The organism is Gordonia sp. WA4-43 (assembly GCF_020520305.1).
GTDB classification, from domain to species: Bacteria; Actinomycetota; Actinomycetes; order Mycobacteriales; family Mycobacteriaceae; genus Gordonia; species Gordonia hongkongensis.
Genome location: NZ_CP084736.1, coordinates 1141146 through 1165328, shown reverse-complemented (window position 1 = coordinate 1165328; position 24183 = coordinate 1141146). Strand labels below are relative to the sequence as shown.

The window sequence follows — 24183 nt, the reverse complement described above, 5'->3', positions numbered from 1 at the left end:
GGGCGGTGATCAGGTCGTTTCTGGTGCCCCCGGTCAGACTCGAACTGACACTGGACGGGTTTTGAATCCGTTGCCTCTGCCAATTGGGCTACGGGGGCCAGTGCGCGGGTTGCCCGCGCCGGGAACCAACTCTAGATGATCGGCCGAGCGGCCTGCCAACCGGTACTCTGCGTGCACACAGACGTGGCGTCAGCGACGCGGAGGAGGGGATGGTGACGGTGACCGACAGTGCGACGACCGCAGCCGGTGAGACCACGACAACACACCGCGTGCTGGTGGCCGAGGACGATTCGTTGATCCGGATGGATCTGACCGAGATGCTGCGTGAAGAGGGCTACGACGTCGTCGGCGAGGCGCCGAACGGGCAGGTCGCCGTGGAGTTGACCGAGTCGCTGGCCCCCGACCTCGTGATCATGGACATCAAGATGCCCGTGCGCGACGGTATCGATGCCGCGACCGAGATCGCCGAGAAGCGCCTCGCGCCGGTCGTCATGCTGACCGCATTCAGCCAACGCGACTTCATCGACAAGGCGCGCGACGCCGGTGCCATGGCCTACCTCGTCAAGCCGTTCACGAAGGCCGATCTGGTGCCGGCCATCGAGGTGGCGGTGAGTCGCTACCAGGAGCTCAAACAGCTCGAGCGTGAGGTCGCGACCATGAACGAGCGGCTGGAGACCCGCAAGCTCGTGGAGCGGGCCAAGGGCCTGCTGATGGAGAAGCAGGCTCTGTCCGAACCAGAGGCCTTCAAATGGATACAGCGCGCGGCCATGGACCGCCGGACCACCATGAAAGCCGTTGCGCAGGTTGTCGTCGAGACGCTCGGCAGCGACTGACCCAGAACCCCTCGACGACGCAATGCCTCTGCGCGCAAACCAGTTTCACTGTCTTTACGCAGCCGCAACAAGATCGCGCTAGCTTTTCTCCTGCGAGGCGCGGTTCGCCCTACGGCGATGCGCCGCCTTCGTGACAAACGCCGAACGCACCGGCCGACCGCCGAACGCAGAGGCCAGACGCAAGGAGAGCATCGATGTCCGTACGCTTTTTGAGGAGCGGGGCAGTGGTCGTGACCGCGGCGGCGACGCTGGTGGTCGCGGGCTGTAGCAGCTCAGATTCGGGTTCCGACGGCGGTTCCGAGGCGTCGTCGAGTGCCGCCGTCGAGTCCACCCCCGCACCTCCGGGCCTCGGCCTCGCACAGAAGCTGGCGTGCAACCCGCCCAAGGCTGTCCCCGGCCCGGCGAGCACGGCCGCACTCAAGGTCGGCACCCTGCTTCCGGCGACCGGTTCGCTGGCCTTCCTCGGACCGCCCATGGAGGCGGGCGTGGAGCTCGCGATCAAGGACATCAATGCCGCCGGCGGGGTCCTCGACCAACCCGTCGAGCTCGTCACCGGTGACTCCGGAGACACCACGACAGACACGGCCAATGCCACCGTCGACCGCGAACTCAGCGCCGGAACGCAGGTGATCATCGGTGCCGCGTCGTCCTCGGTGTCGTTGAAGGTGATCGACAAGGTCGCCAACGCGGGTGCGGTCATGTTCTCGCCCGCCAACACCTCCGACGAATTCACCTGCTATGAGGACAAGGGGCAGTACTTCCGCACCGCACCGGCGGATACCCTCCAGGCGCAGGCGCTCTCGCAGACGATGGCCGAAGACGGCGTGCAGCGCGTGTCGATCCTCGCACTCAACGACCCGTACGGAACCGGACTGGCCGACAACACCGTTCGCGATCTCGAGGCCGCGGGTGTTCCGGCCGACCAGATCCAGAAGATCATCTACGACCCGAACGCCCAGTCGTTCAACGCCGAGGTCGATCAGGTGAAGAACTTCAACCCGGACGGCATCGCGGTCATCGGTTTCGAGGAAAGCGCCAAGATCATCACCCGTATGCACGAGGTGGGCATCGGCCCGAGCGACGGAAAGCTCGTCTACGGTGTCGACGGCAACATGGGCAACGCCCTCGGTGAGGCCGTCGGTCCGGGCCTGCTCGCCGGTATGAAGGGCACCACGCCACTCACCCAGACCAGCGGTGACTTCCAGGCGGCCCTGAAGGAGGTCGACGGCGACCTCATCGACTTCAACTACTCGGGTGAGAGTTACGACGCCACGGTGCTGAGTGCACTCGCCGCCACCGCGGCCAAGTCGACCGACGGCCGCGCGATCGCGGCCAACATCATCGGGGTGACCAACGGCGAGGAGAACTGCGACTCCTACCAGGCCTGCCTGGACCTGCTGAACGGTGGCAAGACGGTCGCCTACGTCGGCAAGACCGGCAACCTGGCGTTCAACGCAGCCGGTGAGCCGAGTGTCGGCTCGTACGGTGTGTTGGAGTTCGACGACGCCAACAAGCTGCTCACCCCGACGCGCAAGTACGTCTCGGTCGCGGCGCAGTAAGACCCGCACACGACGAGACCCCCGGCTTCGGCCGGGGGTCTCGTCGTCGGTGCGGTCGGCGGGGGAAGTGCCGTCGTGACGGCCTCATGACCTCAGTTCTTCTCGGAGCTGCCCGCGAGCGTGCCGAGGTAGAGCTCGATGATCTTGGGGTCGGTGGCCAGGTTGCGGCCGGTGTCGGTGTAGGCGTTGCGGCCCTGGTCGAGGACATACCCGCGGTCGCAGATCTGCAGGCACCGCCGGGCGTTCTGCTCGACCATGATGATCGAGACGCCGGTGGCGTTGATCGCCTTGCAGCGGATGAACACCTCGTCCTGGAACATCGGGGACAGGCCGGCCGACGGCTCGTCGAGTAGCAGTACCGCCGGGTCCATCATCAGCGCACGGCCCATCGCGACCATCTGCCGTTCGCCGCCGGACAGCGCACCCGCCTTGATCTTTCGCCGTTCCGAGAGCAGCGGGAAGAGTTCGGACACGAAGTCGAACCGCTTGGCGAAGGTCTTGGGCCGCAGATAGACGCCCATCTCGAGATTCTCCTCGATCGTCAACGCGGGGAACACATTCTGTGTCTGCGGGACGTAACCGACACCTTTGTCGACGAGAACGTGGGCCTTGGCCGAGGTGATGTCGTCGCCACGGAGGGTCACCGAACCCTTGCGCACCGGGATCAGTCCGAACAGGGTCTTCAACAGCGTCGACTTCCCGGCACCGTTGGGACCGATGATCCCGACGATCTCCCCGTCACCGAGGTAGAAGTTGCATTCCTCGAGGATGTTGATGCCGGGCAGGTAGCCGGCGGTGATGTCGTCGGCCCGCATCAGAGCGTCGCCGGCCAGCTTGCGGTGCTCCTCGGCGGTGGCCGCGAGTTGCGCGGGCGTCAGCTGTCCGGGACCGGGGTCGGTGCTCATCGTCCGTCCTTCTTCGTGTCCGGGGTCGTGGGGGGCAGTTCGGTGACCTCCGAGAGATCCCCGCCGTCCTCCAGCGTCGCCTCGATGGCCGCCTCGACCTTCTCCGCGAGTACGGCGGTGGCGCCCACCGGCCGACCCTGATCGTCGAACTCCAGGGCCTGGTCGTGATGCCCGCCGAGGTACGCGTCCACGACGGCGTCGTTGTCGCCCAAGCGATCCGGGAGCGACTCGGCGATGATCTGACCCTGGGCCATCACGACCACCCAGTCGCTGATGTCGCGGATGACGTCCATGTCGTGTTCGACGAAGACGACCGTGACCCCTTCGTCCCGCAACGACTTGATGTGTTCGAGCAGACTCTGGGTGAGGGCCGGGTTGACGCCGGCCATGGGCTCGTCGAGCATCACGATCTCGGGGTCGGTCATCAGCGCGCGCGCCATCTCCAGCAGCTTGCGCTGCCCGCCCGACAGGGAGCCGGCGAAGTCGTCGGCCTTGGCGTCGAGCTTGAAGCGCCGGAGCAACTCGTGTGCGCGTTCGGTGACCTCGGCCTCCTGTCTGCGCCACACCCAGGGTGCGAGTGCGGCGAGGAAATGCTCACCCCGCTGCCCGGTCGCGCCGAGCCGGACATTGTCCAGCACAGTCAGTTTCGCGAGCGCCTTGGTGAGCTGGAAGGTACGCACCATGCCGCGGCGTGCCACCTGATGCGGAACCATCCGGCCCAGGGAGTCGCCGTTGAGCGACCACGTGCCGGAATCGGGCTTGTCGAAGCCGGTGATCAGGTTGAAGAAGGTGGTCTTGCCCGCGCCGTTGGGGCCGATCAGGCCGGTGATGGCGCCGCGCTGCACCTCGAGATGATCGACCTGCACCGCCTTGATGCCGCCGAAAGTACGGGAGATGTTGTCCACCACGATGATCGGATCGGGTTTGGGCGAACCCGACTCGGCGGCAACGCCGGCGAACAGCTGGGCACGCTCCGCGGCCGACAACGCGGTGAGGTCCCGGCGCGTCGCCCGGATGGCCGCAGTACCCGTGTAGGTGGGGTCGTCAGGCATCGAGCTGCACCTCCCTCTTGTTCCCGAGCAGGCCCTGAGGTCTGAACACCATCATCAGGATGATCGCCAGACCGAGCAGAACGTAGCGGAATGCGCCGACCTGCTGCGCGGACAGATTCAACAGCGGGTCGTCGCCGGACGTGGCCTGCCGCAGCAGTGCGTCGGGGACCGCGAGGAGGAACCAGAACAGCATGGCACCGAGCACCGGACCGAACACCGTCGCCGCCCCGCCGAGGATCAGCGCGCCGTAGGCGAAGAAGGTCTGTGCGGTCGAATAGAAGTCGGGATTGATCGACTGCGTCGCAAAGGCATTGAAGACACCCGCGAGGCCGCCGATGCAACCGCCGAGTACCAGGGCCTGCATCTTGTAGAAGTAGGCGTTCTTACCCAGCGAGCGGGCGGCGTCCTCGTCTTCGCGCACCGCCTTGAGGACGCGGCCCCACGGACTGCGGACGAGCAGGTACACCATCACACACAGCAAGCCGACGACGATCCAGCCGACCACCATCGACCACAGGTCGCCGCCGAGGAACTTGACCCCGAGGAACGAGTACTGCTTGCCGTTGTCGAACGGGCTGATGGAGAAGAAGCTGCCCGCGTATCCGTAGATGCCGTTGGTGGACCGGGTGAAATCGTCGGTCGACGTCGAACGGAAGACCAGGCGCAGGATCTCCGATGCCGCGATGGTGACGATCGCCAGATAGTCGGCGCGCAGACGCAGGGTCGGCAGGCCGAGCACCACGGCCAGCATCCCGGCCGCGGCGATGCCGATGATGGCGCCGAGCCACAAGGGCTGGTCGTAGTTCACCGCCATGATGCCGACGCCGTAGCCACCGAGCAGTGCGAAGGCGATCTGGCCGAAGTTGAGCAGGCCGGCGTAGCCGAAGTGCAGGTTCAGGCCGATGGCCAGCAGGGCGTAGAAGATCGCCGACGGGCCGATCAGCTGGGCGATCGCTATCTGGAGCGCTGAGATGATGTCCATGGGTCAGCCGATCCTCGCTCGAGATCCGAGAATGCCCTGGGGCCGGATGGTCAGGATGATGATCAGGATCAGCAGCCCGCCGATGTATTTCAGGTCGGGACTGAGGATGTAGGTCGACAACTGGACGAGCAGACCGACGATGACACACCCGAGGAGTGCGCCGTAGGCCGTGCCGAGTCCGCCGAGTGTGATGCCGGCGAACATCAGCAGGAGCAGTTTGAAGCCCATCTCCCACTGCACCCGGCCGCCGAGTTCGGAGAGCGCGAACATCACGCCGCCGAGTGTCGCCAGACCGCCGGCCAGGGCCCACACGAACAAGATGACCCGGTCGACGTCGATACCCGACGACTCGGCGAGATCCTTGTTGTCGGCGACCGCTCGCATGGCCTTGCCGATCCTGGTGCGCTGCAACAGCAGTGCGACGCCGAGCAGGACCACGATGCTGATGATGATGCAGGCCAGGTTGACCGGTGTGATCGCGAACGGACCCGAACCGATCTGGGTCTGCGCCTGATAGTCGTCGAACGGTTCGGCGCGATCGGAGAAGAAGATCAGGATCAGGTAGCGAAGCACCAGCGACAGGCCGATCGACACGACGAGCATGGCGATCAGCCCGGTTCGTCGTCTTCGCAACGGTCTCCACAGACCGAGCTCGTTGAGGATGCCGATACCGATACCGACGATCACCGCCAGGATCGTCGCCGGAATCAGCTGGACGCCGAGCTTGACGTTGATCACCCATGCGATCACCGCGCCGAGTGTCACCAACTCGCCGTGCGCGAAGTTCGTCAGTCCGGTCGTGCCGAAGATGAGGCTGAGACCGACGCCGGTGATCGCGATGATCAAGCCGAACCGTATGCCGTCGATGGCCAGCCGTGTCAGCTCGGAGACTGCCGACACCTCGGTGCCGGTGCGGACGTCGCCGAAGGAGAAGATGACCGGTCGCGCGGTGCCACCGCTGACGTCGACGGGCAGCTCCGCCTTCTGCACCTCGACGCCGTCGGGGAGTGAGTCGGTGTTGATGACGATCGTGTACTGGCCGGGTGGCACGTTGATGGACCACGCACCCGTGGCCGACGAGGTCGCGGTGCCGACAACGGTTCCGGATGCGTCCTTGGCCTCGAGTTCGACGCCGGCGACCTTGTCCGTACCGTTGCGCAGCACGCCGAAGACGCGGACCGAGTCGCCGGGCGCGGCCGCGGCCGGGGAGGCGCCGAACAGCCCGAACAGCATCGACGCGGCGAGAAACACCAGCATCGCGATCGCCGACCGGCGCATCGGTGGAAGGTGGCCAGACGGATGGCTCTCGCGATCGGGACGGTCGTCGAGAGCGCATCGTGGCGGCGTCTGCGGCGCGGTGCCGGCGCGTTGCGATGTCACCCTGCGGGACATTAGCGCCAGCGTCGTCACCACGTGGCGACAACGACGTTTCCCGGAGGTAACTTCTCCTCGACGCTGCCCAGTCGGGAAGTCGCGATGTGCTGTCGGAGACCCGATCCGGGTCGTACGCTGATCCGATGGTCCCGGTCAGCGTGTCCACCACCACAGACGTCGAACTCGCCGCTTCGTTACTGGCACAGGCCTTCGCCGACGACCCGGTGACGGTCTGGATGCAGCCCGACACGGCGCGGCACCTCATCATGTTCCGCACCCTGCTCAAGTACAGCCACGGCCCGAATTCGGCGCTCGATCTCGCGATGCGTGACGGGCAACCGGTCGGTGCCGCCGCCTGGGATCCCCCGGGCCACAAGGTCTCGGCCCTGTCGCAGATGGTGTCGATGGTCGGTTTCTTCCGGGCGATGGGCTCGCGGATGAGCCGCGGGATGAAGCTCGAGGAGGAGTTCGGCAAACGACGTCCCAAGGAGCCGCACTGGTACCTCGGTCAGATCGGGGCGCCGGTGCACGGGGTCGGGGTGGGCACGTCTCTCCTGGGGCATCGACTCGAGCAGATCGACGGACCCGCCTACCTCGAGTGCTCGAACGTCCGCAACGTGCCGCTCTACGAGCGTTTCGGGTTCAGCGTGACCGAGGAGTTCGAACTGCCGCTCGACGGCCCCAAGGTGTGGTCCATGTACCGGCCCCTCCCGTGAGAGGCCGAGTGTGAGGAGTCCGGCAGGCTGTGTCGGGGGCGGTCACTAGACTCGGCGATTGTGAGTCCAGCGCAGAGTTCCCCGGCAACGACCCCAGCCAAGGCCACCGGATCGACGGGCAAGGCGGCACCCGGCGCCAAGGGCAAGACCAAGCAGCCGGTGTTGATGCTGCTCGACGGGCACTCCCTGGCGTACCGGGCGTTCTTCGCGCTCCCGGCGGAGAACTTCAAAACCCATTCGGGGCAGACGACCAACGCCGTCTACGGCTTCACCTCGATGCTGATCAACCTGCTGCGCGATGAGGAGCCCACGCACATCGCCGCGGCCTTCGACGTCTCACGCAAGACGTTCCGGTCGGAGATGTATCCGGAGTACAAGGCGCAGCGGTCCAAATCCCCGGACGAGTTCAACGGCCAGGTCGATCTCACCAAAGAGGTCCTGGACGCGCTGGGTGTCTCGGTGCTGGCCATCGAGGGTTACGAGGCCGACGACATCATCGCGACCTTGGCGACGCGGGCCCGGGAGGACGGATACAAGGTCCTGATCGTCACCGGCGACCGCGACTCGCTGCAGCTCGTCGACGCCTCCACCACGGTGCTCTATCCGCGCAAAGGCGTGTCGGACCTCACGCGGTTCACGCCCGAGGAGGTCGAGAAGAAGTACGGTCTCACTCCCACCCAGTACCCCGATTACGCCGCGCTGCGCGGTGACCCCAGCGACAACCTGCCGGGTATACCCGGAGTCGGGGAGAAGACCGCCTCGAAGTGGATCCGCGAGTACGGGTCGCTCGCGGCCCTCGTCGATCACGTCGACGAGGTCAAGGGCAAGGTCGGCGACGCATTGCGCGCTCATCTGGCGTCGGTACAGACCAACCGACAGCTCACCGAGCTCGTCCGGGACATGCAGCTGCCGACGTCCCCCGACGACCTGGCCATGGTCGGGTGGGACCGGGACCGTATCCACCAGCTGTTCGACGACCTGGAATTCCGGGTGTTGCGGGACCGTCTCTTCTCGACGTTGAGTTCGGTCGAACCCGAGGCGGAAGCAGGTTTCGATCTCGACGGCGCGGTCCTGGGTGCCGGTGAGGTCGCCGGATGGCTGACCGAGCATGCGCGCACCGGTCGCGTCGGTCTCGCCGTCACCGCCCCGCATGTCGTGGTCGGGGCGGACCCGACCGGGGTGGCGATCGCGGCCGCCGATGGGACCTCCGCCTATGTCGATGTGACCGCGCTGAATCCCGAAGACGAGGCGGCACTGGGGGATTGGTTCGCCGACCCGTCCGCGCCGAAGGCGGTTCACGAGGCGAAGTGGGCCGTACACGCGCTGCGCTCACGCGGCTGGAAGCTCGACGGTGTCACCAGCGACACCTCGCTCGCGGCCTACCTGGTCCGACCGGGACAACGGACGTTCAACCTCGACGACCTCGCGCTGCGCTACCTGCGTCGTGAACTGCGCGCCGACGGCGGCCCGGGCGACGGCCAGATGTCGTTGCTCGACGACGATTCGGACGGGCGGGTGGCCGAACAGCACATGCTCGAGGCGCGGGCGGTCCAGGAACTCGCCGACACGCTCGACACGGAACTGGACCGGATCGACTCCAAACCGCTGCTCACCGAGATGGAACTGCCGCTGTCGTTCGTGCTCGCCGATGCCGAGGCCGCGGGCATCGCCGTCGACGTCGACCATTTCGGTGCCCTCGAGCGGATGTTCGCCGACCGGATCCGCGCCGCGGCCGAGGCGGCCTACGAGGTCATCGGAGAACAGATCAACCTCGGTTCGCCGAAGCAGTTGCAGACCATTCTCTTCGACAAGCTGGACATGCCGAAGACGAAGAAGACCAAGACCGGCTACACCACCGACGCCGACGCGTTGCAGTCGTTGTACGAGAAGACCGAGCATCCCTTTCTCGCACACCTCCTCGAGCACCGCGACGCGACGCGGCTGAAGGTCACTGTCGACGGGCTGCTGAAGTCGGTCGCGGACGACGGACGTATTCACACGACGTTCAATCAGACGATCGCCGCGACGGGACGCCTCTCGTCCACCGAACCGAATCTGCAGAACATCCCGGTGCGTACCGAGGCGGGCCGCGAGATCAGGCGGGGCTTCATCGTCGGCGCCGACACCGCGACCGGTGTGCCCTACGACTGCCTCATGACCGCCGACTACAGCCAGATCGAGATGCGGATCATGGCCCACCTGTCGGAGGACGCCGGCCTCATCGAGGCCTTCAACACCGGGGAAGACCTCCACAACTTCGTCGGGTCACGGGCCTTCGGGGTGCCGATCGACGAGGTCACCACCGAGATGCGCCACCGGGTGAAGGCCATGTCGTACGGACTCGCTTACGGGCTCAGCGCATTCGGGCTCGCCGCCCAGCTCAAGATCAGCCGCGACGAGGCCAAGGAGCAGATGGAGGCGTACTTCGCGCGGTTCGGCGGGGTGCGCGATTATCTGCACGACGTGGTCGCCGAGGCCCGCCGAAACGAGTACACCGCAACACTGTTCGGTCGCCGGCGGTATCTGCCCGATCTGAACAGCGACAACTGGCAGCGCCGGCAGTCCGCGGAACGGATGGCGCTCAACGCTCCCATCCAGGGCACCGCCGCCGACATCATCAAGGTCGCGATGATCAACGTCCACAAGCGCCTCGCAGCTGAAGGGCTCACGTCGCGAACACTTCTCCAGGTCCACGACGAACTCGTGATCGAGGTCGCCTCGGGCGAGCGGGAGGCCGTCGAGGTCGTTGTCCGGGAAGAGATGGGTAATGCCATCACCTTGTCCGTCCCGCTGGAGGTGTCGGTCGGGTTCGGACGCTCCTGGGACGACGCAGCTCACTGATGGGTGACCGGGACAGAGAGTTCGGAGTCCTCGTCGGGGACGGGATCGGACCCGAGATCGTGCCGGCGGCGGTGACGATCGCCGAGGCTGCCGCTCGTGCGGAATCGATCGAGATCAGTTGGCAGCACCTACCTTTCGGGCTGTCTGCGATCACCTCGCACGGCGATCCGGTGCCGGCGGAGACGCTGACGGCCCTCGACGAGCTCGGCTTCTGGATCGTCGGCCCCCACGACTCGGCGGCGTACCCGCCGGGTCATGGGGACCGCACGCCGGGAGCGGTCCTGCGAACCCGGTACGACCTGTTCGCCAATCTCCGTCCCGCCCGGGCATTTCCGGGTGTTCCGGCGCTCCGGCCGGACATGGACGTCCTGGTCGTGCGGGAGAATTCCGAGGGCTTCTACGCCGATCGCAACATGGCGGTCGGCAGCGGCGAATTCATGCCGACACCCGACGTGGCACTGGCGGTCGGGCTCGTCACACGCGCGGCGTCGGAGCGAATCGCGCGAGTCGCATGCGCCGCCGCGATCGAGCGTGCGGGTTCCGACCGGCAGCCGCGGTTGACCATCGTGCACAAGGCGAACGTCCTGCGCATGACCACCGGCCTGTTCCGGGATGCGTGCCGCGACATCGCCGCCGGGTTCCCCGAGATCGAGGTGTCCGAGCAACACGTCGATGCCATGGCGGCCCTGCTGGTTCGGCGTCCCGCGGACTTCGACGTCCTCGTCACCGAGAACCTCTTCGGCGACGTCCTGTCCGACCTCGCCGGCGAGCTCGCCGGTTCGCTGGGCATCGCCGGTTCGGTCAACAGCTCGGAGTCCCGCGTGATGGCGCAGGCGTCGCACGGTGCCGCACCCGACATCGCCGGGCGCGGCATCGCGAACCCGGTCGCGATGATCGCCTCTGTGGCAATGGGTTTTCAGAGGTACGGGCAGATGACCGACGACGCGGCCCTCGTCGCGGCCGGTGCCCGGATCGACGCCGCTGTCGCCGACACGCTCGCGCACACCGCGACCCGCGACCTGGGCGGCGAGGCGAGCACCGCCGAGTTCGCCGACGCGGTGGTCCGGCGGATAGTCGAGGGGTGAGCTCTGCGAGCGGACTGGGAAATAATCCGTTGTGCTCGGAGCGCGCCCGATTACTGCTCCCTGAGGAGGCCGGAGCTTGCGGAGGCCGTCACGAAGGGTCTTGGTGAGATGCGTCGCCAACCCTTCGTGGCTCGTCGCTTGCGCTCCTCGCACCTCAGGGAGCAGAGGAGGGCATCGCTTGCACAACATAGACCAGCGGTTTGTTGTTCTTTCGTTTTGGGGAGCAATGGTTTGCGGGACTCTCGGATTGAGGGAGCGGAAACAGGCGCGCACACGCGTGAACGGTGGGTGGCGAGCCGGGGTGCGGCGGGCGAACTACAGTGAGTTGGTGCGATCGGCCGGACGAAGGGTAGTGGTGTGACGCGGGTGGCTCGTTGGCTCGGCGTCCTGCTCGCCGTCCTGGTCGTCGTGACCGGATGCGTGGACAACGAGGCGCGGGAGCGCGCCGGTCAGGTCGTGCCGATCGACGTCGACGTCGCGACGGTGCCGGAGATCGCCGCGCTGGTCCCACCGGAGATCGCGCGCACCGGACGCCTCATCGTCGGGGTCAACATCCCGTACCAGCCGAATGAGTTCAAGGATGCATCGGGAAAGATCATCGGCTACGACGTCGACCTGATGAACGCCGTCGGCAAGGTGCTCGGACTCGTAGCCGATTACAAGGAGTCCCAGTTCGACACCATCATCCCCTCGGTGCAGGCCGGGACCTACCAGCTGGGGATGTCGTCGTTCACCGACACCCTCGAGCGCGAGAAGCAGGTCGACTTCGTGACCTACTACAGCGCGGGCGTGCAGTGGGCGCAGGCGAGCGACAACGACGACGAGATCGACCCCGACAACGCCTGCGGCCTCCGGGTCGCGGTGCAGACCACCACCTACGAGGACACCGACGAGGTTCCCGCCAAGAGCGCGGCGTGCGTCGCTGCGGGCAAACCGGCGATCGACAAGGTCCGGTTCGACAGCCAGGACGAGGCCGTCAACGCACTGATCCTGGGCCGGGTGGACGCGATGTCGGCCGACTCGCCGGTCACGGCCTATGCGATCAAACGCACCGACGACCGTCTGAAGCCCGCCGGTGGGGTCTTCGACTCCGCGCCGTACGGGTGGCCGGTGCGGAAGGGCTCACCGCTCGCGCCCGCACTGCAGCGGGCCGTGCAGTACCTGATGGACAACGGACAGTACGAAGAGATCGCGGCCAACTGGGGCCTCGAGGAGGGCATGATCGATGTCTCCGTCATCAACGGCGCGGTGAGCTGACATGACCTCACCGCACAGCACCGCCGCGTCACCGCCGGGCGAACCCGAACCGATCCAGGCGGTTCCGCTCCGTCGTCCCGGACAGTGGGTCGCGGCGGTGATCATCATCGTGTTGGGCGCACTGTTCGTCTACGGTGCCGCCACCAACGAGGCCTACAGCTGGGGCACGTACGGCAACTATCTCTTCGACTCGCGCATCTTGTCGGGGGTCGGTTACACGCTCGCTTTGACCCTGCTGTCGATGACCATCGCCATCGTGCTCGGCGTCGTCCTCGCGATCATGCGGTTGAGCCCGAACCCGGTGTTGCGCGGCACATCGTGGGTGTATCTGTGGATCTTCCGCGGCACCCCCGTGTATGTGCAGCTGGTCTTCTGGGGCCTGTTCCCGGCGATCTACAAGCAGATCGACCTCGGCATACCGTTCGTGCACCAGTTCGTGTCGCTCGACATCCAGACGCTCAACGCCGCGTTCCTCTTCGCGGTCATCGGACTCGGCCTGAACGAGGCCGCGTACATGGCCGAGATCGTCCGCGCGGGTGTGTCCTCGGTCGGTGAGGGGCAGACCGAGGCGTCGGTGGCACTGGGTATGTCGTGGGCGCAGACCATGCGACGAACGGTGCTGCCCCAGGCCATGCGGGTGATCATCCCGCCCACCGGCAACGAGCTGATCAGCATGCTCAAGACCACGAGCCTGGTGGCGGCGGTGCCGCTCACCCTCGACCTCTACGGACGACAGCGGGACATCTCGGGCGTGATCTTCGAGCCGATCCCGCTGCTTCTCGTCGCGTCCACGTGGTACCTCGTCATCACCAGTGTCCTGATGGTGGGCCAGTACTACGTGGAGCGCTACTACGCGAAGGGCGCGACCCGGCAGCTCACGGCGCGGCAACTCAAGACGATGGCCGACGGCGCGGCCACGGCGCCCGGCGGCGCCGCCGGGCCGGCAGGGGGAGAGAAGGCATGAGTCCCGCAGAAGACACGGCCGCACCGGCCGCCGGCGGATCGCCGCCGCCGATGGTGGTGGCCGACCGGGTCTGCAAGAGCTTCGGTTCGGTCCAGGTCCTCAAGGGGATCTCGCTGGAGGTGGCGCGCGGCGAGGTGCTGTGTCTCATCGGTCCGTCGGGATCGGGGAAGTCCACGTTTCTCCGCTGTGTGAACCACCTCGAAGTCGTCAACGCCGGCCGGCTCTACGTCGACGGTGATCTGATCGGCTACCGGGAACGCAACGGCAAGCTCCACGAGATGAGTGCCAAGGACGCGGCGACCCAGCGACGCGACATCGGCATGGTGTTCCAGCATTTCAATCTGTTCCCGCACCGCACGGCCCTCGAGAACGTGATCGAGGCGCCGATGCAGGTGAAGCGTCAGTCGCGTTCGGAGGCGGTCGACAAAGCCCGCTACCTGCTGGACCGGGTCGGCCTGTCCGACCGGGCCGACGCCTATCCGGCCCAGCTGTCGGGTGGCCAGCAGCAGCGTGTCGCCATCGCGCGTGCGCTCGCGATGGACCCCAAACTCATGTTGTTCGACGAACCCACCTCGGCGCTCGACCCCGAACTCGTCGGCGATGTACTGAAGGTGATGCGTGAGCTGGCTGCGTCGGGCATGACCATGCTGGTCGTCACGCACGAGATGGGTTTTGCCCGGGAGGTCGCCGACCAGCTCGTGTTCATGGACGGCGGCGTCGTCCTGGAGAAGGGGAACCCTCGTCAGGTCCTCGCCGATCCAAGAGAACAGCGCACCCGGGAGTTCTTGTCGAAGCTGCTGTGAGCGCCGCTAGTCGGGCTTGTGGCTGCAGAAGATGGCTGTTCCCGGGAAGTAGCTGCCGCGCAACGGGCTCCATTGCCCCCAGGTGCGGTCGAAACCGTCCGGCCACTCGGGTTCGATGATGTCGTCGAGAACGAACCCGGCGGCCCGGAGTTCGCGAACACGGTCACCGATGGTGCGGTGGTGCTCGACGTAGGTCAACGTTCCGTCGGCATCGGTCTCGGTGTACGGCGTGCGGTTGAAATAGGGGATCCGTACGGTCAGGCCCTCCGGCCCGGGATCGTCGAGGAACATCCAGCGCATCGGGTGGTTGACGGCGAAAACCCAACGCCCCCCGGGTTTCAGGACCCGTGCGACCTCGCTCATCACGCCGGCCGAGTCGGCGACGAACGGTACCGCGCCGAAGGCCGAACACGCGGCGTCGAACGACGCGGACGCGAAGGGCAGGGTCTCGGCGGTCGCCTGGACGAGCGGGACCCGTACGCCTTCCGCGGCCATCGCGTCGAGTCCGATGCCCAGCATCCGCCGCGACAGGTCGACGCCGACTGCGCGCGCGCCGTGCGTAGCCAGCCACCGGGCACAGGGCGCCGAACCGCAGCCAATCTCGAGGATGTCCTGGTCCTCGATCTCCCCCAGGAGCCGAACATCGGCCTCGCGTAAACCCTCCGGACACCACACGAAATCTCCGCCCGCGGCATGGGCACCGAGGAAGTCGCCGTGCTCGACGTGATAGTTCTCCGCATCGTGATCCCACCACCACCGGCTGGCACGGTCACTGGTCGCGGAGTCGACCTCGCCGAGGATCCTCGGGGGACGGCTCGACCCCGGGCCGTTCGATGTGGTTTGTTCGGATTCCGCCTGGTTGGGGGACATCCTGCGATGATAAGGCCATGGTCTGTCTCACTCTGCTGGGTCCGGTGGACACACCGGATGACGCGGGTGTGTCCCGACCGCAGTTCGGCACCCCTCGCCTCCGCTGTCTGCTCGCCGCCCTGGCATTGCGCGCGAATGCGGTGGCCGATGTGGACTGGCTGACCGACATCCTGTGGGCCGACGCGCCGCCGGCCACCCCGGAGTCGGCCCTGCACAACCTCGTCTTCCGACTACGAACCACCTTGCGGCGACGTCAGGTCGACGGCCGTCTGCGAGTCGTCACGACCGCGCCCGGGTACACGCTCCTCGTCGATCGGACCGATGTCGACGCACTGCTCTTCGACGACACCGTGGCACGGGCCGTCGCCGTCGTCGATGCCGAGCCCCAGCTGGCTGTCGATCTGCTCGACCAGGCCGAGAGTCTGTGGCATGGAACGCCATACGGCGAGTTCGCCGACTGTGCCTGGGCGCAGCCCGAGGTCGGGGCGCTCCTCGAACGGCGTGTCCTGGCCGCGGAGACAGCTGCCGATGCCCTGGTCACCCTCGGCCGTCCGGAAGACGCCTATGTCCGGTTGCTGCCCTTCGCCGATGATCATCCCTATCGCGAGGGGCTCCACCTCAGGGTCATGGCGGCGTTGTGGCGGACGGATCGCGCGGCCGAGGCGCTCGATGCCTACCAACGGTTGCATCGACGCCTCGCGGAGGACCTCGGCACGGACCCGGCCCCGTCGGTCCGCGAACTGCATGCCCGCATCCTCGACGGGGACCCGCCGCCGCGCCGCGTCCGCGGCGATGGGCGGCCGGAACGAACAGTCGCGGTACCACATACCGAAATCGGCGCGGCGAACCATGATTCGGGCCAGCTGATAGGCCGGGATGCCGACCTGACGGGCCTGACGGCAACCGTGCGGGGACGCGGGGTCTTCACGGTCCTCGGCCCCGGTGGTGTCGGCAAGACGGCGCTTGTCCGGCACCATGTCCGGTCGGCGAGTGACCGTCCCGTCTGGTTCGCCGAACTGGCAGCGGTCGCGAGCCGCGACGCGGTGGTGCACCTGGTGGCTTCGGCGACGGGCCTGTCGATGCGTCGCGATGTCGCGGCCCTGGACGCACTCACCGGCGCGCTGACCGGTCGACGCGGACTGCTCGTGCTCGACAATTGTGAGCACGTCCTCGAGGCAGCGGTCGAACTCGTTGTCGCGCTGCAGGATCGGTGCCCCGATATCACGGTGCTCGCGACCTCACGGGTGCCGCTGGGAATTGCCGCCGAACAGATCATCTCCCTCGACCCACTTCCGGTGCCGGACGTGGATGCGGCGCCCGCCGCCATCGAGTCGTCGGATGCCGTCCGGCTGTTCTGTGTCCGTGCCCGGGCACGCGATCCACGCTTCGAGCTGAACGAGGCAACGGCGCCGGCGATCGCGGAGATCTGCCGACGGCTCGACGGCCTGCCGCTCGGCGTCGAGCTCGCGGCGACGAAGGCGCGCGCGATACCGCCGGCAGTGCTCGTCGACCGACTGCACTGGCGTTTCCGGGTCCTGCGCGGTCCGCGCGGGATCGCGCCCCGGCACCGGAGCCTGCACGCACTCGTCGACTGGTCCTATGGACTGCTGAGCGACTCGGCGCGTGGTCTGTTCGACGTCCTCAGCATCTTCCCCTCCCGGTTCGGACTCGACGATGCGGAGTTCCTGGCCGCGGCGACGGGAGTGCTGGACCGCGAAGACGTGGCCGATGCGATGGCCGAACTGGTCGACGCGTGCATGGTGTCGGTCGATCCGGGGGGCTACCTCCTCTTGGAGACGTTGCGTGCCTTCGGTATCGATGCACTGGCGAGTCGGGACGCCCTCGACGGTGCGCGGTGTGCGCACACCGCGTGGGTCGCGGATTGGCTCGGTCCGTTGGGGTGCGAGGTCTACGGTCGCGGACACCTCGACGCCGCGCGCCTGATCGATGAACGGCTCGATGACGTGCGGCAGGCGATCGACCATGCGAGTGTTCACGATCCCGCTCTCGCCGACACGATCCTGCAGGGGTCGATCCCCTTCCTCGAACTGACCATGAGTCCGGAGGTCACCGCATGGGCGCGGATGCTCATCGACCGTCACGACGACTCGTCGCTCGGGTCCGCGGTGTGGGCGGTGTCGGCCGGCGGTGCCCGCTTCGACGGCGACCTGCCGACCGCGCGGCGGTGCACGCGCCGGGGCCTCGACGCCGGCCCAGACCCGTCGGTCCGCGTCTACCTCCACATGATGCTCGTGGACATCGGCCTGTTTCAGGGAGATCTCGACATTGCGCTCGACGACGCGCGGACCTTCCGCGAACTCGCACTGGCGGCCGGCATGCCGGGTGCGGCGCACATGGCCGACATCAGTGCACTGCTCATCCGCGCCTACCGCGGCGAGGACGCGTACCCGGCTGCGCGGTCCCTCGAGATCGCCTGTGCCACAGCGGGTGAAGACGTTGTCGCGGCCTGGTGTCGCTACGTGTCCGGCGAGTGTCTGCTCGACGCCGATCCCGGGCGGGCGCGGCAACTCCTCGAGGGTGCCATCGAGTCCGCGCGCCGGCACGGTGACCGGTATCTGCTCGGGGTGGCGATGGCGTCGCGTGCGTCGATCGAGGCCCGTTCCGGCGCAACCGACGCCGCCGCCCGGTCGTACGTGGAGGTGCTCGAGCATTTTCGGCAAGCGGGAAACTGGACGAATCAGTGGGTGACCCTGCGCTCGGTGATCGACGTCCTGGTCGATCTCGGGCGGTGCGAACAGGCGGCTCTGATCCTCGGTGCCACCCGGCGAGCACACGAGGTGGCCGGGTCCGATCCGTTCGGGAACGACGTCGGGCGACTTGGTTCCGTCGAGAATCGAATCCGAGCCGCGCTGGGCGAGGCGGCGACGGACGATCTCGTCGCGACCGGTGCCGCCACGGCTCCGTCCGATGTCGTCGACGTCGCCGTCACCTCGTTGCGGGCCGGGCGCGCACCGGCGGGGTCAGGTCGTCAGCTCGTAGAAGCGGAAGAAGCTGAAGTCCTCGATGGGTAGGACCGTCACGCCCGCGTAACCCGCGTCGTGCGCGTACCGACGCAGCGTCGACGGTCGGAACACCGTGCCGGTGGCCGCGGACGGTGGTGAACTCATCGAGTCCGGCAGACACACCAGCAACGAGAACCCGTACATGATCTTGTCGAGATCGTCTGCGGGACCGTCGAACTCGTCGGATACGGCTTCGTCCATGACGATCAGCGAAGCTCCGGGCGCCAGTGCGCGCCGGACCGCGGCGAGGACCTCGACCGGCCGCGGCATGTCGTGAAGGCACTCGAACGCGAAGGCGGCGTCGAACGGGCCGTGCGCCGCGGCCTCGTCGCCGTCGGCGACGAGGAACGTCACGCGGTCGGTGACACCCGCCGCCTCGGCATGCGCACGGGCCATCCGTACCGACGCCTCGTCGACGTCGAGCCCGATGAAGGTGGCCTCCGGGTAGGCCCGCGCGAGTGCGATGGTCGAGTGGCCCGCTCCGAACCCGACGTCGGCGATCCGCGCCCCGGGCCGGGACAACCGCTCGTGCAGGGCTTCGACACCCGCCAGCGCGGGCGCGAGGCGTGCGTCGAACCAGGGCCGGTTGAGATCGGCCTGGCACTCTCGCGCGTCGGCGCCCAGGGTTTCCCAGCTCACGCCCCCACCGTTCCGGTAGGCATCGAGCAACTCCGGCAGATGGCGTGCCGACGCTGCGAACATGCGGGGGAGGGCGCCGAGGTACGACAGGCTGGTGGTGTCGGTGAGTACCTCGGCGACGCCCGGCGAGATCGCGAAGGTGTGCGGCCGGGTGGTCAGGTCCGCGTCGAGAATGCCGAAGGCGCTCTGCATCTCCAGCCATTCCCGGGCATAGCGTGCGTTGGTGTCGGTTCGTTCGGCCAACCCGTCGGCGGTGAGGGGTCCCGATTCGGCCAGGCATCGGTACCACCCGAGGCGCTCGCCGAGGTACACGCTCATGGTCTCGGCGGTGGCGAGCGTCGAACCGAAGAGTCGTTCGGCGAACTCGTCGGCGCTCGGTGCTGGTCGGTCGGTGGAGGATCTCAGTGTTTCGGTCATGCCCAGATCATCGGGCCGTGGGCTCTCAAGTCACTCTCATCGTGATCTCGGAGTTCTTCACCCGGTGCCGGTGGGACGCGCTCGTCGCCGTGGCGACGACGTGGGTCACAACCTTCGACGACCCCGGCTCCGAAGACCCTGCTTGGGTAACCTGAGCGCCGTGGGCGACCAGACTTGCCGATGCGGTCACGACCGATCGGCTCACGAGCACTACCGGACGGGTACGGATTGCGCGCTCTGCGGCGAGCGGTCCTGCCCGCGGTTCCGTCCGGACTCCCGGCTTCGTCGGCTACTCGGCGCGTTGCCGGGCCGACGGGGGAACGGCGGCTCCTCCGTCTGACTCCGCAGCGCGATCAGCAGGCCCGCCCCGCGAGCACGACGTCGGTTCCCGCATCTGGGTCCCAGCGTCGCAGTGCGGTGAACTCGCCGACGATCTCGGCGCGTATGTCGAGGATGTCGAAGGCGCGGACGAGCTGTTCGGCGTCCATCCGCCGCGCGAGGGTGACGTGCGGGGTCCACTGCCCGGGAGTGGTGTGCGCGAACGGCATTCGGCGACCATCGGTCGAGGCTGTCGCCGTGTCGGCCGGCTCGGGGTCGACGAACTCGGCGGACAGCCGCGAGACCTGGGCGTGGACCGACAGTAGTTCGCTCGACGGCACCACGAGCCGCGCGAGCGTGGATCGTCGACCGCCGCCGAAGACGATCGGAGCGCCGAGCCGCATGCCCACCGGCAGGCGCATGGCGACCGCGGCCAGTGCCGCATCGGCGTTCCCGTCGATCCGGGACGCGGCCACCAGCGTCACGTGGGGCCGATTCGTCGGCGACGCGACGCGACCCTGATGGGGGAGTCCGGCTGCGGCGAGGGCGTCCCATTCGGCCCGAACCTGCTGGTCGGACGAGTCGTCGAGGAGGAGTTCGAGTGAGTGCGCCACGTGGGGATCGTCTCATTTCCCGCCGGGCCGCACGTCCTGGCGGCCTCGTGAGACGAGCCATTTGCCCAGCACAATGCCGCTGGAGTAGGCTTCTACACGCGCGTGTGCCCGATGACGCGCGGTTCGCACCTGCCCTGACCGGTGACAGGCCGGTCCAGGTGGTGTCGATCAACAGAGCTTTGCAGAATCGTACCTACTACACACCTGTCCGGAGCAACTCAACATATGTCGTCCCCCACGATCACCTCGCCGCAAGTAGCCGTCAATGACATCGGCACTGCCGAGGACTTTCTCGCCGCCATCGACTCCACGATCAAGTACTTCAACGATGGCGACATCGTGGAAGGCACCATCGTCAAGGTCGACCGGGACGAGGTTCTGCTCGACATCGGTTACAAGACCGAAGGCGTCATCCCTTCTCGCGAACTGTCGATCAAGCACGACGTCGACCCCAATGAGGTCGTCAACGTCGGTGACGAGGTCGAAGCCCTGGTCCTCACCAAGGAGGACAAAGAAGGCCGTCTGATCCTCTCCAAGAAGCGTGCGCAGTACGAGCGGGCTTGGGGCACCATCGAGGAGCTCAAGGAGAAGGACGAGGCCGTCAAGGGCACCGTCATCGAGGTCGTCAAGGGCGGCCTGATCCTGGACATCGGCCTGCGCGGCTTCCTCCCGGCATCGCTCGTGGAGATGCGCCGCGTCCGCGATCTGCAGCCGTACATCGGCAAGGAGATCGAGGCCAAGATCATCGAACTCGACAAGAACCGCAACAACGTGGTCCTGTCGCGTCGCGCATGGCTCGAGCAGACCCAGTCCGAGGTCCGCAGCGAGTTCCTGCACCAGCTGCAGAAGGGCCAGGTCCGCAAGGGCGTCGTGTCCTCGATCGTCAACTTCGGTGCGTTCGTCGATCTCGGCGGCGTCGACGGTCTGGTCCACGTCTCCGAGCTGTCCTGGAAGCACATCGATCACCCGTCCGAGGTCGTCGCCGTCGGCGACGAGGTCACCGTCGAGGTCCTCGACGTCGATCTGGACCGCGAGCGTGTGTCGCTGTCGCTCAAGGCAACTCAGGAAGATCCCTGGCGCCAGTTCGCCCGCACCCACGCCATCGGCCAGATCGTGCCGGGCAAGGTCACGAAGCTGGTGCCGTTCGGTGCGTTCGTCCGGGTCGACGAGGGCATCGAGGGTCTGGTCCACATCTCCGAGCTGGCCGAGCGCCACGTCGAGGTGCCGGATCAGGTCGTCGCCGTCGGTGACGACGCGATGGTCAAGGTCATCGACATCGACCTGGAGCGTCGTCGGATCTCGCTGAGCCTGAAGCAGGCCAACGAGGACTACACCGAGGAATTCGACCCCTCGAAGTACGGCATGGCCGACAGCTACGACGAGCAGGGCAACTACATCTTCCCCGAGGGCTTCGACGCCGAGACCAACGAATGGCTCGAAGGCTTCGAGAAGCAGCGCGAGGCATGGGAGGCCCGGTACGCCGAGGCCGAGCGTCGCCACAAGATGCACACCGCCCAGATGGAGAAGTTCGCCGCTGCTGCCGCCGAGGCCGCCAACGCCCCGACCGACTACTCGTCGGCGTCGGAGAGCCGTGGCGGATCGTCGTCGAGCAGCAGCTCGACCGGCGGATCGTCGGCCGGCGGTTCGCTGGCCAGCGACGAGCAGCTCGCCGCACTGCGTGAGAAGCTGTCGGGCAACGCCTGACACGCCTCGCTCACCGAGCACGATGAAGAAGCCCTTCCGGGAAACCGGGAGGGCTTCTCTCGTCTGGTGCCGACGGTCAGTCGGGCGCCCCGGTGCGACGCCGAGCACTCCAGTAGTCCCGGGCGTCGAAAGTCGTCAGAGCCGCCCACCGCAGCGGCATCCGGCTCGGTGGTCCATCCGGGTGGTCCGCGCCACCGGCGACTCCGCTGAGCCGTGCCTCGAAGTCGCGTAGGCGGAGGGCCAGCGAGGGCTCTCGATCGACGGCCGCGGCGAGGGAATAGAGCGTGGCGAGGATGTGCAGGCACCGGTCGCCGCGGGCGCGGCAGGAGCAGTCGGCGACCTCGAGAACCGGTGACGACCACGACGCCGCTTCGATGAGGCGACGATGCATGTCATCGGTCGGTTCGGTGGACTCGCCGAGCACCTCCCGCAGCGTCGTCGCGGTCGCGGGGGACATGGCATCGAACTCGAGATGTGCCATCGATGCCTCGCCGCCACGCTGCACCAGACCGCTGACCGAACGTCCGTCGACGGTGAGCGTGACGCCGCCGTTGCGGGCGACACTGCGGGCTCGTGGTGCCGAGGCGTTGGGGCCACGCGCCGAGATCGGCTCGGCGAGCCGGACGATCTCGGCGCCCCAGCGGGTGAACCCGAATTCGGCAGGAGTGCTGGTCATCGCGCCTCCCGGTGACGCCGCAGGATGTCCATCAACCGTTGGTCGTCGAGGCCGGTCAGCTCGGTGAGAGCGGACGTGTCGTCCGCGTGCGCGCCGAGCACGGACTTGCGCCGGTGCAGGCGATCGATGTGCTCTTCGAGGGATGTGGCCGAGGTGAGGGTGGTGATCGTGACGGGACGTTCCTGGCCGATTCGGTGCACGCGGTCGGACGCCTGGGCCTCGACCGCCGGGTTCCACCAGCGGTCGAAGTGGATGACGTCGCAGGCGCGCGTGAGGGTGAGTCCGACGCCGCCTGCTTTGAGGCTCATGACCATCAACCCGGGGCCTTCGCCCGACTGGAAGGCGGCGACGAGTTCGTCGCGACGGCTCGCCGAGAGACCGCCGTGGAAGAACGGTGCGTCGACCGCCAGTTGTTCGGCGAAGTGCCGGACGAGGAGTTCACCGGTTTCCCGGTACTGGGTGAAGACGAGCGTGGGGGAGCCGTTGCGCAGGTTGTCACCGAGGATCTGTGTGCACACGTCGAGCTTGCCCGAGCGTCCCGCGAGCACCCGGGTGTCGCCGGTGACGAGGCCGGGATGGTTGCAGATCTGCTTGAGCCGGGTGAGTGTGGCGAGAATCCGTCCGTGCCTTTCGAATCCGTCGCCGAAGCCGGTGTCTTCCACGCGCGCGAGGTGAGCGTCGTAGAGCTGCGCCTGTTCGTCGGTCAGATCGACGAGCACCGGATTGGCGATCTTCGGCGGCAGCGCCGACGCCACGCGGGACTTGGTGCGCGCCAACATCACCGGCGCGACCGCCACCCGAAGTCGTCGCAGCGCGCCGGCGTCGCCGTCGTCGACGGCTTTGGTGAAGCGCCGCCGGAACACCGCCCGGTGAGGAAACAGTGCGGGCGCGACGACCCGGAGAATCGCCCAGAGGTCGTCGAGACTGTTCTCGATGGGAGTGCCGGTCAACGCGACGTGAGCCCGGCCGCCGACGGTGCGCGCCGCGCGTGACACCTGGGTGCGCGGGTTCTTCAGGGCCTGCGCCTCGTCGAACACGGCTGTGGCCCAGTCGAATCGACGGACATCGGCGATGCTCAGTCGCAGTCTCGCGTAGGAGATCACGGTGATCGAACCGGGCCCGTCCGGCGCATGCTCGAGGGGGCCGGTGTACACGTTCAGATCGGGCGCGAAGCGGGCCACCTCGTGACTCCAATTGGTCACGAGGCTGGTCGGGCAGACGACCAGCTGTGGTCCCTCGTGTGCCCGAAGCGTCAGCAGTCCGATCGCCTGGACGGTCTTGCCCAGTCCCATCTCGTCGGCCAGCACGGCACCGCCGGTGACCTCCGCGGTCCGGGCCAGCCAGGCGATACCGCGAATCTGATACGGCCGCAGGTGGGCTCGCAGAGTGTCTCGCAGTATGTCCTCGGCGGCGAGACACTCCTGCAGCGCTGTACGGGCGAAGTCCGCAGTCGTCATCGCCGTCCCGGTGGGATCGATCTCGGCGTGTGCGGCGAGCGGCAGTGGTGTCGCGGAGTCGCCGGCGAGTGTGCGTCGCCACGCTTCGACCGAC

The 24183-nt window shown here is 67.3% G+C and carries 19 protein-coding genes and 1 tRNA gene; 10 read left to right on the top strand and 10 right to left on the bottom strand.

Annotation, left to right across the window (positions count from 1 at the left end):
• Positions 1–21 precede the first annotated feature (21 nt).
• Positions 22–98 (bottom strand) — tRNA-Leu (locus LEL84_RS05205).
• A gap of 111 nt (positions 99–209) precedes the next feature.
• Here LEL84_RS05205 and LEL84_RS05200 point away from each other — a divergent pair.
• Together LEL84_RS05200 and LEL84_RS05195 are read left to right on the top strand one after the other, a co-directional pair.
• Positions 210–833: an ANTAR domain-containing response regulator gene (locus LEL84_RS05200; protein ID WP_068972546.1), complete on the top strand. Its 624-nt coding sequence runs from the start codon at positions 210–212 to the stop codon at positions 831–833.
• A 194-nt stretch (positions 834–1027) separates the two neighbouring features.
• Entirely contained in the window at positions 1028–2392 is a 1365-nt protein-coding gene (locus tag LEL84_RS05195) for an ABC transporter substrate-binding protein (protein WP_068972537.1), read from the top strand.
• Between the two features lie 92 nt (positions 2393–2484).
• Here the strand turns inward: LEL84_RS05195 and LEL84_RS05190 are convergent, their stop codons facing one another.
• From LEL84_RS05190 to LEL84_RS05175, 4 genes are read right to left on the bottom strand one after another with little or no spacing between them, the layout of a single operon-like run.
• Positions 2485–3297: an ABC transporter ATP-binding protein gene (locus LEL84_RS05190; RefSeq protein ID WP_226513494.1), complete on the bottom strand. Its 813-nt coding sequence runs from the start codon at positions 3295–3297 to the stop codon at positions 2485–2487.
• A complete protein-coding gene (locus LEL84_RS05185; RefSeq protein WP_226513493.1) occupies positions 3294–4349 on the bottom strand; it encodes an ABC transporter ATP-binding protein in 1056 nt (351 codons plus the stop codon). Before LEL84_RS05185 ends, LEL84_RS05190 begins: the two co-directional genes overlap by 4 nt.
• The gene (locus LEL84_RS05180; protein ID WP_058251842.1) at positions 4342–5331 is read right to left on the bottom strand and encodes a branched-chain amino acid ABC transporter permease; all 990 of its coding nucleotides are present in this window, start codon (positions 5329–5331) and stop codon (positions 4342–4344) included. Before LEL84_RS05180 ends, LEL84_RS05185 begins: the two co-directional genes overlap by 8 nt.
• 3 nt (positions 5332–5334) lie before the next feature.
• Positions 5335–6588 (bottom strand): branched-chain amino acid ABC transporter permease, encoded by a 1254-nt coding sequence (locus LEL84_RS05175; protein ID WP_058251876.1) that lies wholly within the window; start codon positions 6586–6588, stop codon positions 5335–5337.
• Between the two features lie 260 nt (positions 6589–6848).
• Here LEL84_RS05175 and LEL84_RS05170 point away from each other — a divergent pair, with 260 nt between their 5' ends.
• From LEL84_RS05170 to LEL84_RS05145, 6 genes are all read left to right on the top strand, one after another.
• Positions 6849–7421 (top strand): GNAT family N-acetyltransferase, encoded by a 573-nt coding sequence (locus LEL84_RS05170; RefSeq protein ID WP_226513492.1) that lies wholly within the window; start codon positions 6849–6851, stop codon positions 7419–7421.
• A 60-nt stretch (positions 7422–7481) separates the two neighbouring features.
• Positions 7482–10262, top strand: coding sequence for a DNA polymerase I (gene polA, locus LEL84_RS05165; RefSeq protein WP_226513491.1), 2781 nt, complete (start codon positions 7482–7484; stop codon positions 10260–10262).
• Entirely contained in the window at positions 10262–11347 is a 1086-nt protein-coding gene (locus LEL84_RS05160) for an isocitrate/isopropylmalate dehydrogenase family protein (protein WP_226513490.1), read from the top strand. The genes polA and LEL84_RS05160 overlap by 1 nt, the downstream gene beginning before the upstream one ends.
• Positions 11348–11704: 357 nt before the next feature.
• On the top strand, positions 11705–12604 hold the full coding sequence (locus tag LEL84_RS05155) for an ABC transporter substrate-binding protein (protein ID WP_226513489.1): 900 nt from the start codon (positions 11705–11707) through the stop codon (positions 12602–12604).
• 1 nt (position 12605) lies between these two features.
• Positions 12606–13568 carry an amino acid ABC transporter permease gene (locus LEL84_RS05150; RefSeq protein WP_226513488.1) on the top strand — a complete coding sequence of 321 codons (963 nt, stop codon included), beginning with the start codon at positions 12606–12608 and terminating at the stop codon, positions 13566–13568.
• Positions 13565–14371 (top strand): amino acid ABC transporter ATP-binding protein, encoded by an 807-nt coding sequence (locus tag LEL84_RS05145; protein ID WP_319005260.1) that lies wholly within the window; start codon positions 13565–13567, stop codon positions 14369–14371. Before LEL84_RS05150 ends, LEL84_RS05145 begins: the two co-directional genes overlap by 4 nt.
• 6 nt (positions 14372–14377) lie before the next feature.
• Here the strand turns inward: LEL84_RS05145 and LEL84_RS05140 are convergent, their stop codons facing one another.
• Positions 14378–15241 (bottom strand): class I SAM-dependent methyltransferase, encoded by an 864-nt coding sequence (locus LEL84_RS05140; protein WP_226513487.1) that lies wholly within the window; start codon positions 15239–15241, stop codon positions 14378–14380.
• A 17-nt stretch (positions 15242–15258) separates the two neighbouring features.
• On the opposite strand from LEL84_RS05140, the gene LEL84_RS05135 reads away from it, so the two are divergent.
• The gene (locus LEL84_RS05135; RefSeq protein WP_226513486.1) at positions 15259–18273 is read left to right on the top strand and encodes an ATP-binding protein; all 3015 of its coding nucleotides are present in this window, start codon (positions 15259–15261) and stop codon (positions 18271–18273) included.
• Here LEL84_RS05135 and LEL84_RS05130 read toward each other — a convergent pair.
• Positions 18223–19320: a class I SAM-dependent methyltransferase gene (locus LEL84_RS05130; protein ID WP_065632389.1), complete on the bottom strand. Its 1098-nt coding sequence runs from the start codon at positions 19318–19320 to the stop codon at positions 18223–18225. The genes LEL84_RS05135 and LEL84_RS05130 overlap by 51 nt on opposite strands.
• A 353-nt stretch (positions 19321–19673) precedes the next feature.
• Positions 19674–20252: a 2'-5' RNA ligase family protein gene (locus LEL84_RS05125; RefSeq protein WP_137810688.1), complete on the bottom strand. Its 579-nt coding sequence runs from the start codon at positions 20250–20252 to the stop codon at positions 19674–19676.
• Positions 20253–20477: 225 nt separating this feature from the next.
• Here LEL84_RS05125 and rpsA point away from each other — a divergent pair, with 225 nt between their 5' ends.
• Complete coding sequence (rpsA, locus tag LEL84_RS05120; RefSeq protein WP_058251851.1) at positions 20478–21956, top strand: 30S ribosomal protein S1; 1479 nt, start codon at positions 20478–20480, stop codon at positions 21954–21956.
• A gap of 76 nt (positions 21957–22032) precedes the next feature.
• On the opposite strand, the gene LEL84_RS05115 is transcribed toward rpsA, so the two are convergent.
• Together LEL84_RS05115 and LEL84_RS05110 are read right to left on the bottom strand one after the other, a co-directional pair.
• Positions 22033–22632, bottom strand: a complete 600-nt coding sequence (locus LEL84_RS05115; protein ID WP_226513485.1) for an SWIM zinc finger family protein — start codon at positions 22630–22632, stop codon at positions 22033–22035.
• Positions 22629–24089 (bottom strand): DEAD/DEAH box helicase, encoded by a 1461-nt coding sequence (locus LEL84_RS05110; RefSeq protein ID WP_226513484.1) that lies wholly within the window; start codon positions 24087–24089, stop codon positions 22629–22631. The genes LEL84_RS05115 and LEL84_RS05110 overlap by 4 nt, the downstream gene beginning before the upstream one ends.
• Positions 24090–24183 lie beyond the last annotated feature (94 nt).